6 protein-coding genes are annotated in these 8,105 nt (G+C 64.3%); all 6 read right to left on the bottom strand.

What is annotated here, in order from left to right:
• Positions 1–2,360 (bottom strand): autotransporter-associated beta strand repeat-containing protein (locus MOV74_RS25035; protein ID WP_246928730.1); only part of this gene is annotated, 2,360 nt, incomplete at its 3' end.
• Between the two features lie 423 nt (positions 2,361–2,783).
• Complete coding sequence (locus tag MOV74_RS25030; RefSeq protein WP_246928727.1) at positions 2,784–3,896, bottom strand: tetratricopeptide repeat protein; 1,113 nt, start codon at positions 3,894–3,896, stop codon at positions 2,784–2,786.
• A gap of 117 nt (positions 3,897–4,013) precedes the next feature.
• The gene (gene ptsN, locus MOV74_RS25025; RefSeq protein ID WP_027514736.1) at positions 4,014–4,475 is read right to left on the bottom strand and encodes a PTS IIA-like nitrogen regulatory protein PtsN; all 462 of its coding nucleotides are present in this window, start codon (positions 4,473–4,475) and stop codon (positions 4,014–4,016) included.
• A 228-nt stretch (positions 4,476–4,703) separates the two neighbouring features.
• On the bottom strand, positions 4,704–5,306 hold the full coding sequence (hpf, locus tag MOV74_RS25020; RefSeq protein WP_246928724.1) for a ribosome hibernation-promoting factor, HPF/YfiA family: 603 nt from the start codon (positions 5,304–5,306) through the stop codon (positions 4,704–4,706).
• Between the two features lie 197 nt (positions 5,307–5,503).
• On the bottom strand, positions 5,504–7,135 hold the full coding sequence (gene rpoN, locus MOV74_RS25015) for an RNA polymerase factor sigma-54 (RefSeq protein ID WP_246928711.1): 1,632 nt from the start codon (positions 7,133–7,135) through the stop codon (positions 5,504–5,506).
• Between the two features lie 91 nt (positions 7,136–7,226).
• Positions 7,227–8,105: LPS export ABC transporter ATP-binding protein (gene lptB / locus MOV74_RS25010; RefSeq protein WP_246928687.1), on the bottom strand; the 879-nt coding region annotated here is incomplete at its 5' end.

The following is an 8,105-nucleotide window of genomic DNA, read 5'->3' as shown; positions in this document are numbered from 1 at the left end:
CGGCTGGTGGCGGCGTTGGCGCCGGTCGTTGCGTTGCCGTCGGTGGTTTGCGAGCCGCCGAAGCCGGCAGCCCACACACTCCAGCGCGACTCGAAGGCCTGCACCGGAGCTTTACGATAGATCGCGGCGTAGGCGTCACGCTCGGCGCCGCTGCGCTTGCGGCCGGCAGCATAAGCGAGCGCGTCGCTGTCCTCGGCCGCATAACCCGCAGCACCGCCGGACGAACGCGAATCGCCGCGACCAGCAACGAACGGATCGGTGAGCACGCCCATGAACATGTTCATCGCGTTGAACGTGGTTTGCTGCGCGCCGGTGGCCGTCTCGCCCGAGGCCTGCGTCAGCGCGTTGAGCAGAGGAGTGCCCGCGAGCGCGAACAGCGCATTGAAGCTGGCCGGCATCGCAGCGCCGCCGATCAGCGCATTGTCGATTCCGGCCGCAACGTTCCGCTGATTGACGTTGGCATTGCCCGGCAGCGAGGACGAGAGCGTGCCGGGATCGAGCGTCAGCAGCACATCACTGCCGACATAGCTCAGCCGCGCGTTACGGGCGAAGCTGTTCGCGGTGAGGAATTCGGCGCCGGAGAAGCTGCCGCTCACCGTGCCCGCGGTCATGATGGTATAGGTCGTCGTCGCCGACACCCGCGTCAGCGGATCCACCACCACCTTGCCATTGATGCTGGCGATGCCCGTGACGATTGTCTTGTCGGAGATCGCGCCGGAGACCTGCACCAGATAGGTCGAGGCCGCCGTCATGGTCAGGCTCGCGGTTGTCAGCGTGCCAATCGAATTGCCGGGCGCCAGCGAGCCGCCATTGATGGCGACGGCACCGAGAGTGCCGTTGCCGCCGAGCGTGCCGCCGGCATTCACGGCGATGCTGCTGGCCGAGGAGAGATCGCCGTTCACCGACAAGGTGCCGCCGTTCACCGTCACCGGACCGGTATAGGTCGCGGTACCCGTGAGCGTCCAGTTGGACGACCCCGTCTTGTCGAGCAGCGCCCAACCGGTCGATATCTGGCTGACGTCGAAACTGTTGCTCCCGCTGCCCGCGAAACGGAAGGTATCCGTGCCGTGGCCGATGGCGAGGCCGACGAGCTTTGCGTTCGGTCCGTCCATCACGAGAAGGTTGTTGCTTCCGGAAACGAAGCTCACCGCGGTGCCGGTGAGGCCCGTGATGCTGCCGGCATTGATGACCGTCGAGACGCCGCCCGTGAACGTGCTGACACCACCCACGTTACCGATGATCGTGCCGCTGTTCGCGATCGTGACATTGCCCGTCGCGGAAAATGCGTCGACGCCGACACTGCCGCCACTGTTCCATGTGCGCAAGGTCGCGGCCGATCCGATCGTGACGTTGATGGCGCCGCCGCTGCTCGACCCCACACTGATGGCGTTCGAGCCGGGAAAGTTTGAGCGGACCGTGCCGCTGGTGACGGTCACCGTATTGGTTCCGGCTTGTGTGATGGCCAACACGCCCTCGCCAACGCTCGACGTCACGTCCCTGGAGATGGTCACGGTCGACGTGCCCGCACCAGCAACCGACGTCACGATGGCAATCCCGCCAGAGGAGATGACGCCGTCACGTGCGATCACGATGTTGCCGTTGCCGCCTGATGCCGTCGCGTGAATACCCTGGCCGCCCGCGGTGATCGTGCCGCTTCCGGTCACCGTCACGTCGCCGCCACCGCTTGCGACTGCACTGATGCCGAGACCTGACGTCACGTTGCCGCTGCCGCTGACGGTCACGCTGCCGGTGCCGCTGGTCGCAGCATCAATGCCGATGCCCCCGGCGCCGGTGGTTACGCTGCCGTCGCTCGTGACGAGCACGGAGCCACTGCCTGTATTGGAGGCACTGAGGGCCGTGCCGGCGGCCGTGTTGATGACGCTGCCGCTGCCCGAGTAGCTGACGGCCCCACCGTTGCCGACAAGGCCGATTGCGGAGACGGCCGCCTGGTTCGTCGTCACGATGCCGCTGTTGGTCATCGTGATGGTCCGGCCGGAGCCGGTCGGAGCAAGCTGAAGACCGAACCCGTTGACGGTGGTGTTGGCGGTGACGGTGCCGATCGTATCGGCATTGAACGATTGCACCCGGTCGTTGGTCGCGGCGTTCGGGCTGGTGCTGTTGGTTGTATTCGTGGTCGTGATCGTGCTGCCGGGCGCGTCGCACAGCACGGTGACCGGGCTGGAGCCGCTGGTCGAGCAGGATTGCGCCAGCGCGCTCCCCGGATGGCCGGCGATCATTGCGACGAACACGCCTGCACACGCCGTGCTCGCGAGCAGCGAGCCGCGCCGCTTCGACGCATCAAGATCAATCGACGATGTAAGGACGCGCGGCACGCCATGCGCCGGAATCTGTTTCGACATGCCCCCACCCGCTTTTTGCCGCCGAGTCGGCTGAATATTGGAGGCCTTGCCGGCAGATTACTGGAGATTGCAGGGGGCAAATGGAGCCCGCAAGGTGTGCCACCAGCTCCGTTACCAATTCACTTTTCCTGTGTCCGACCGGACACAGTGTTACCAGCGCGCGTTCGTCCGGGCAGCGCAACCCTAGGTGGCGACCAACCTTCGCCGTAGCCTCAGGAGAGAGGACCATTCAGAGTATCGCAGCGAACGCGCATATCCCTGAATACATGGTCAAAAATTGAACCGACGAGCACTCCGGGGACGGATTTTCCGGATGCGGCACGGGACAGGAAGCGTGAGGTATCGGCCACTCGACCGTTATTCTGAGTAGTACGCGATCCAATACTATCGGATTGATCGAAGCTGACGCACGCCGCTCGCTCATCACTTCACAAAGCCAAGCCCCTCACGCGCCGTGTCCACGGCCCATTTGTCGGTCGGCGGCAGCGCGAGCACGCTGTTGAAGTCCGCGCGCGCATGCTTGGCGTCGGACATCATCATGTAGAGGAGGCCGCGATTGGCCAGGGCGGACTGGCTTTTCGGATCGAGCCGGATCGCCTCGTTGTAGTCGGCGAGCGCGCGGTCGTGCTGTCCAAGGTCGCGAAACACGCCGGCGCGATCGTTGTAGACCTCCGAATCTCGCGGCTGTAGCCGAATCGCTTCGTCGAAATCGGCAAGGGCCCGTTTATCGTCGCCCTTCCTGTGCAGGACAACGGCGCGAACGCGATAGGCCTTCTGGAAAGACGGCGTGATTCTCGTGACGTCATCCAACTCCCGGATGGTGCCGTCGGTGTCATCCTTCTTCAGGAACACAATGGCCCGGCAATAATGGCCGCCGGCACTTCCGGGCTCGAGACGGACGGCGCTGTCGCAGTCGTCCAGGGCTGCATCGATCTCGCCCTTGTTGAGACGAATGTTGCTTCGCAGTTCGTAGGGCCAGGCAGCGGCTGGATTCCGCTGCATCGCCTCGGTGTAATCGGCGGCGGCACGATCGACGTCGCCCTTCACCGCATAGACCTGCCCGCGCATCATGAGCGCACGGTAGGCCTGCTTGGGGCTGCGTTCGATGGCCTCGGTGAAGCCGGCGATCGCGAGATCGAAATCGCGGTGGTTGAAATATTCCTCGGCGCGCGAGGTGTAGGGCGCGCCATAGTCGGGATCGAGGCGGATGGCCTCGTTGTAGTCGGCCATCGCGCGATCGCGGTCGCCTTTGGCGGAATAGGCGCGGCCGCGGCAATGATAGGCACGCCCGAAGTTCGGGTCGATCCGGATCGCGGCGCTGCAATCGTCGAAGGCGCGATTCCAGTCCCGCTTGAGATAATAGGCTTCTCCCCGCAGCTCGTAAGCCGCCGCATTCGCCGGCTCCGCCGCGATGATCGCGGTCTTCTCGGCGATGACGCGATCGTTGGATGCCTCGTCAGCATGCGCCACGGCCGTCACGGCGATCGTGACCGAGCAAAGCAGGCCGAAAACCCGGCCGATCGAACCGCAAGTCATGTGTTGAAAATTCCCGCGCCGAATCCCTGCCGGACGCGTGCGGAATCCGATCGACAGCGCCCGGCCGTGAAATTAAGTCGCAGATGTTGCGCGGTGGGTTCGAACGGGCGGGAGGCTTTAAGCCGCCGTCGCAGGCGGCAGGGCGAGCACCGAATAAATCGCCTGGGCATCGCGCGAGGCGCGGAGCTTCTTGGCGATGTCCTGGTCGCGCAGGAGGCGGGCGATGCGGGCGAGCGCTTTGAGGTGATCGGCGCCGGCGCCTTCGGGGGCGAGCAGCAGGAAGACCAGATCGACCGGTTGGCCGTCCATCGATTCGAAATCGATCGGGCGGTCGAGCCGTGCGAACAGGCCAAAGATCTTTTCGAGTTTGGGCAGTTTGCCGTGCGGAATGGCAACGCCGTAGCCGACCGCGGTGGTGCCGAGCTTCTCCCGCTGCAGCAGCACCTCGAACACGGAGCGCTCGTTCTGGCCGGTCAGCTCGGCGGCCTTGGCCGCGAGCTCCTGCAAAGCCTGCTTCTTGCTGTTGACTTTCAATGCCGGGAGAATCGCCTCGGGTGCGACCAGATCGGTAATCGGCATGGAGGCTTTCCGAGGTGAATTAAACCGTCAGGTTCCGATTTGGCCAGCTTGATAGACCAAGCTCGGCCGGCGTCAATAACATGAAGCAGGAGGAGGACTTAGCCCAGAGTCCTGCCGAGTCCAGATGTGGGGGGCTTCTACTCCAACGCAATCCCGGTGCCAACTCCCGCGTGCGGCTTTGCCACGGTCATTGTTAAGGGCCGGGATTGTACGGAGTCCCGCCTCGGCCTAACCGCCCGCCTTGCCATCGACCTTGGCCCCCGGCGGATCGATCCAGCCCACATTGCCGTCCGCCCGGCGGTAAATGATGTTTACCCGGCCCGAAGAGCCATGCTGGAAGACCAGGCAAGGCGCTCCGCTGAGATCGAGTTCCATGACCGCCTCGCTGACCGACAGCGGCCTCAGCGAGGTGGTCGCCTCCGCGATGATGACGGGGCTGTAGACGGTGACCTCGTCCTCGCCCTCCGGCGCCTCCAGCACGTAGCTCGTCGCATCGAGCGCAGCCATCGCTTCGGAGGCGACATGGGCCTTGCGGGCGGAGCGGTCCTTGAGCCGGTTCTTGTAGCGGCGCAACCGCTTCTCGATCATCACCAGCGCCTGGTCGGCGCTGGCATAAGCATCCGGCGCGTTCGAATCGGCCTCCAGCGTGATCCCCGAATCGAGGTGCAGGGCACAATCGGTGCGGAAGCCGAAGCCGTCCTTGCTGAGCGTGATGTGGCCGGAATAATTGCCGTCGAAATATTTGCGCAGCACCTCGTCGGTGCGGTCGGCAACGCGACCGCGCAGGGCCTCACCGACGCTGATGCTCTTGCCCGAAATCCGAAGAGTCATGGATGCCTCGCTTGGTTTGCTCTTCAGCTGCGACGACGCGTCATCACAGCTGAAGTTCTTCCCTGCGCATGATCTCCCCACGGACCCTTTCCGCGTTCGTCGGGAGAGGAAACCGCTGTGCGCTTTTCCGGATCATGCGCGTGCCTGGATCAGTTGCAAAGGGGAGCCGAGAGTAGCGCGATTTCGCGCCAGTGCAATCAGGCCGGTTCGGTGTTGCGGGAGCGATCGGACATTGCGGTGGAGAGGACGTTACCAAGAGCGCTCTGCTTGTCGCGGCGGCGTTGCACCGAGGAGGGTATGCGCATGGCTTCGCGGTACTTCGCGACCGTGCGGCGGGCAATATCAATGCCCGAGGCGCGCAAGCGTTCCACGATGGTGTCGTCCGACAGGATCGCCGCGGGCGCTTCCGAATCGATCAGCTGCTTGATGTGGTGGCGAACGGCTTCGGCAGAATGCGCCTCGCCACCGTCGGCCGAGGCGATCGAGGCCGTGAAGAAATATTTCAACTCGAATGTGCCGCGATTTGTCGCCATGTATTTGTTGGCGGTGACGCGCGACACCGTGGATTCATGCATCTGAATGGCGTCGGCGACGGCCTTCAGATTGAGCGGCCGCAGGTGCGCCACGCCGTGGGTGAAGAAGCCGTCCTGCTGGCGCACGATCTCGGTTGCAACCTTCAGGATGGTGCGGGCGCGCTGGTCGAGCGCGCGCACCAGCCAGGTCGCGTTCTGAAGCGCGTCGGTGAAATAGGACTTGTCGCCGTCCTTGCCGATCTTCTTCGACAGCTCGGAATAGTAGGTCTGGTTGACCAGCACACGCGGCAAGGTATCGCTGTTGAGCTCGACATGCCAGCCGCCGTCGGGACCCGGGCGGACATAGACATCGGGCACCATGGTCTGCAAACGCGCCGAGCCGAACTTCATGCCGGGCTTGGGATTAAGGCGGCGGATTTCGCCGATCATGTCGGCGATGTCCTCGTCGTCGACGCCGCAGATCTTGCGCAAGGCCACGATATCGCGCTTGGCGAGGAGATCGAGATGCTCGACCAGGGCCTGCATCGCGGGATCATAGCGGTCGAGCTCGCGGAGCTGGATCGCAAGGCATTCGCTTAAGTTACGCGCGCAGACGCCGGGCGGATCGAATTTTTGCAGCACGGCAAGGACGCTCTCGACGTCGGCTTGCGATGCACCAAGACGCTCGGCGGCCTGGCCGAGATCGCCCGGCAAATAGCCGGCCTCGTCGACGAGGTCGATCAGGTACTGGCCAATCATGCGCTGCGCAGGACCGGTGAAGGCCACCGAGAGCTGCTCGGCGAGATGGTCCGACAGGGTCAACTCCGCGGCAACGAAGGCTTCGAGATTGTAGTCCTCATCGCCGGAGGCGCCGCCGCCCCATTCGGTATAGGTGGTCGGCGCAGCGTCCTGGGCGTTGCGCGCCGCAGCCTCGGCCGGCTCCTCGGAGAAGACGTTGTCCAGGCCCGTGTCCAGGGTCTGCTCGATCTCGGCGCGGGTGCCGAGATCCTTGCTCATCCATTCTTCCTGGCCCGGCTCGAAGCCTTCCGCACTGCCGCCAAAGCCGTCGTCACCCTGACCATCACCTTGGCCGCCGGCCTCATCGCCATCGCCGTACTGACGGGCATCAGTGGGGGTCTCGCCCGCGGGGGCCTCGTCATTGGCCCGTTCCAGCAGGGGGTTACGCTCGAGCTCCTCTTCCACGAAGGTCGTGAGATCGAGATTGGACAATTGCAGCAGCTTGATCGCCTGCATCAACTGCGGCGTCATGACCAGCGACTGCGATTGCCGGAACTCTAATCTCTGCGTGAGCGCCATGTAGCAAGAACCGATCCCAAAAAGTTGGTCCGATTTTTGCTTATCCTAGTCTCAGCCCGATGTATACGCCTTGACGAATTGGAAAAAAGGGCTAGAGGCGGAATTCCTCGCCAAGGTAAAGGCGGCGCACGTCCGGATCGGCGACGATCTCATCCGGGCTACCCTCGGTCAAGATTTCACCGGCATAGACGATATAGGCGCGATCGGTGAGACCGAGCGTCTCGCGGACGTTGTGGTCGGTGATGAGCACGCCGATGCCGCGATTGGTGAGATGGCGGACGAGGTCCTGGATGTCGCCGACCGCGATCGGGTCGATGCCGGCGAAGGGCTCGTCGAGCAGCATGTAGTTCGGACGCGTCGCCAGCGCACGCGCGATCTCGACGCGGCGCCGCTCGCCGCCGGAGAGCGCGATCGACGGCGATTTGCGCAGCCGCGTGATGTTGAATTCGTCGAGTAGGGAGTCGAGCTGCTGCTCGCGCTTCTTGCGCGAGGGCTCGACCACTTCGAGCACGGCACGGATGTTCTGCTCGACGGTGAGGCCGCGGAAGATCGAGGCTTCCTGCGGCAGATAGCCGATCCCGAGCCGCGCGCGCTGGTACATCGGGAGTTTCGTGACATCGTGGCCGTCGAGCTCGATCGCGCCGCGATCGGCCTTGATCAGGCCGGTGATCATGTAGAACACGGTGGTCTTGCCGGCGCCGTTCGGACCGAGCAGGCCGACCGCTTCGCCGCGGCGCACATAGATGCTGACGCCGCGCACCACCTGGCGGCTGCCGAAGGCCTTTTCCACGCTATGCACAGCCAGGAAACCCGGCCGCTTCAGGAGCTGCGGTCCGCCCGCGCCATTGGACCTGCCGGCCGCCCTGACGGGGTGAACCGCCTGCGGGCGCGGCTCGGCCTGATAGTCGGCTTCGTAGTCGCCCTGATAGTCAGCCTGGAACTGATCGGGCGCACGCGCCGGATCGCGGGC

Origin of the sequence: Bradyrhizobium sp. SHOUNA76 (assembly GCF_023006445.1) — a bacterium.
Taxonomy (GTDB): Bacteria; Pseudomonadota; Alphaproteobacteria; order Rhizobiales; family Xanthobacteraceae; genus Bradyrhizobium.
Note: the sequence above shows the minus strand (reverse complement) of the source record. Positions and strands in the feature narration are given on the sequence as shown.

Bases quoted from the DNA above. Each gene is read 5' to 3' on its own strand.
- MOV74_RS25030 (WP_246928727.1), bottom strand. From the start codon at position 3,896: ATGACTTGCGGTTCGATCGGCCGGGTTTTCGGCCTGCTTTGCTCGGTC.
- ptsN (WP_027514736.1), bottom strand. From the start codon at position 4,475: ATGCCGATTACCGATCTGGTCGCACCCGAGGCGATTCTCCCGGCATTG.
- hpf (WP_246928724.1), bottom strand. From the start codon at position 5,306: ATGACTCTTCGGATTTCGGGCAAGAGCATCAGCGTCGGTGAGGCCCTG.
- rpoN (WP_246928711.1), bottom strand. From the start codon at position 7,135: ATGGCGCTCACGCAGAGATTAGAGTTCCGGCAATCGCAGTCGCTGGTC.